This is a genomic window from Chroococcidiopsis sp. CCALA 051, assembly GCF_003015105.1.
GTDB classification, from domain to species: Bacteria; Cyanobacteriota; Cyanobacteriia; order Cyanobacteriales; family Chroococcidiopsidaceae; genus Chroococcidiopsis; species Chroococcidiopsis thermalis.
In genome coordinates, this window is the sequence record NZ_PYCI01000257.1 from 1 (window position 1) to 2,165 (window position 2,165).

The 2,165-nt window shown below is 43.1% G+C and carries 4 protein-coding genes; 3 read left to right on the forward strand and 1 reads right to left on the reverse strand.

Features of this window, described 5'->3' with window-relative positions:
• Positions 1-100 precede the first annotated feature (100 nt).
• From C7Y66_RS31525 to C7Y66_RS30365, 3 genes are all read left to right on the forward strand, one after another.
• Positions 101-247, forward strand: coding sequence for a hypothetical protein (locus C7Y66_RS31525; protein WP_158266032.1), 147 nt, complete (start codon positions 101-103; stop codon positions 245-247).
• Positions 248-263: 16 nt separating this feature from the next.
• A complete protein-coding gene (locus C7Y66_RS30360) occupies positions 264-641 on the forward strand; it encodes a response regulator (protein WP_015153108.1) in 378 nt (125 codons plus the stop codon).
• 338 nt (positions 642-979) lie between these two features.
• Positions 980-1,417 carry a response regulator gene (locus C7Y66_RS30365; RefSeq protein ID WP_106548372.1) on the forward strand — a complete coding sequence of 146 codons (438 nt, stop codon included), beginning with the start codon at positions 980-982 and terminating at the stop codon, positions 1,415-1,417.
• Here C7Y66_RS30365 and C7Y66_RS30370 read toward each other — a convergent pair.
• Positions 1,414-2,165: response regulator (locus C7Y66_RS30370; RefSeq protein ID WP_146149922.1), on the reverse strand; the 752-nt coding region annotated here is incomplete at its 5' end. The genes C7Y66_RS30365 and C7Y66_RS30370 overlap by 4 nt on opposite strands.

Below are 2,165 nucleotides of genomic sequence, written 5' to 3' on the forward strand. Positions count from 1 at the left end.
GCATCGTACAGCAACACGGAGGACAAATCTGGGTCGAAAGTGTTTTAGGAACCGGCAGTACTTTTTCCTTCACCCTACCCTTAGCAGAAAACAGTGACCAGTGACCAGTGACCAGTTATCAGTTGTCAGTTATTGTAGGGGCAGGTTTTTTGAGCCAACTTTTACTAAAACAAACAATTCTGCGGTCAAACCCGCCCGTACCAAAGTCGGAAATCGCGACCATCAACCATCAACTAATGATAAATAACCAATGACTAATGACCATGAAACGCATTTTAATTATTGATGACGAGCAGGATATTCGGGAAGCGACTCAAATTTGTCTGGAGATCTCAGGGGAATGGGAAGTGCTGACAGCTAGCTCTGGTGCAGAGGGATTGGTGACAGCTGCATCCGAACAGCCTGACGCGATTCTATTAGATGTGATGATGCCAGATATGGATGGATTAACTACATTCCAAAAGTTGCAAGCTCATCCTTTGACGCAAAATATTCCTGTCATTTTACTCACCGCTAAAGCTCAACCTGCGGAACAGAGACAGTTTACACAAATTCAGGTAGCGGCGGTAATTACTAAGCCTTACGATCCTTTTACCTTGGCTAATCAAATCGAGCAAGTTTTGATTGCTGCTAAGTCATGAAACAATTTGGTACTTAAATAAATAATTATTCATATTGTTTTCCATGAGTTGAATTACGTAGTTTATAGAGTCTTATAACTATATCTTTTTGCGTGTATATTATTGACTGTTTACATCCTTCATGAATTATTCATATTTTTTACCTACGCTACAAGATATAGCAGAGGTTGGCAGTTAGAAGTTGGAAGTCGGAAATCATAACTTTTGACTTTCCGTTTCCTGTTTCCCAATCGCTGACTTTTGTACGCACGGGTTTAGCAAAAGATCTATGCCTACAGCAATTAAATCTTCGCTTCATACCCGCCCCTACGGTAACTGATAACTGATAACTGATAATTGTGGTTAATCGTGCATCTCGCCGTGTTTTACTGATTGAGAATGAGAATGCGATTCGAGAACTAGCTCAGATTTGTTTAGAAATCGCTGCTGGCTGGGAAGTTTTGGTTGCTGATTCACGTTGCGAAATTATTGTCTTAGCCCAGACAAGACAAGTCGATGCGATTTTATTAGACTTGGATGCCTGCACTACCCAGTATAGCGATCGCTCAGTAGAAGTTGCAGCAGATCTCACACCCGATCGCGACTGGTCAACCATCTTACAACAATTACAGCAAAATCCCGTGACTCAGCATATTCCCGTGATTTTATTAACCAATACCATACACTCTTATCAGTTACCACAATCGCTTGATTTAGGTGTAATTGTGGCGATCGCCAAGCCATTCGATTTGTTAGCTTTGGCTAACCAAGTCGCGATCGCCCTGAACTGGAACTAGTGACAGAAGGCACTCGTCAAATTTACAATTTCTTCAAACTGGAAATTATCGACTAAATGCGCGATCGACTGGGCTAAAGATGCGTGTGATGGAGGAATTTGGGCGATTAATTGATGTAATAACTTAGCATTAACGCAAATCGCCGCTTGGCGCAATTGTTCGATCCATTCAACAGGCATAACTTGTAAGGATGAAGCATGAAGATTGCGGGTTGAATCGATCGCTTTTCTCCCTTCTTCCTCCTTGTAAATATACTGCACGCCAAGATATTCAGTCATTTTCTCAAATAGGACTTCGGCACGGAAGGGCTTGCGGATAAAGTCATCGCAGCCAGTAGCAACGGCAATTTGGCGTTCTTCCTCAAAAGCACTACCAGTTAAGACAATGATAATGGGAGCATCTGGGGCTGATTTGATTTGTTTGGTGGCTGCGTATCCATCCATGACAGGCATTCGCAGATCCATCCAGATTAGGTGCGGTTGCCAACTTTGCCAAATTGCGATCGCCTCTCGTCCATTCTCTGCTTCTCGCACGTCAAACCCTACAGGTTGGAGTAGTTCTAACAACAACTGTCGATTGCTGGGCTTATCCTCCACAATCAAAATCCGATATGCAGGCTGTCCCGCAGCTAACCCGATAACTTGTCTGGAGGTTGTTGGTGATGGAATGACATCGGCTGCGGTATTCTCTGCTTGAATATAAAACTCAAAGCAACTTCCCTCACCCAAACGGCTTTCCACCGTAATAT

Excerpts from the sequence above, each read along its gene's own strand:
- C7Y66_RS30360 (WP_015153108.1), top strand. The coding sequence starts at position 264 with ATGAAACGCATTTTAATTATTGATGACGAGCAGGATATTCGGGAAGCG.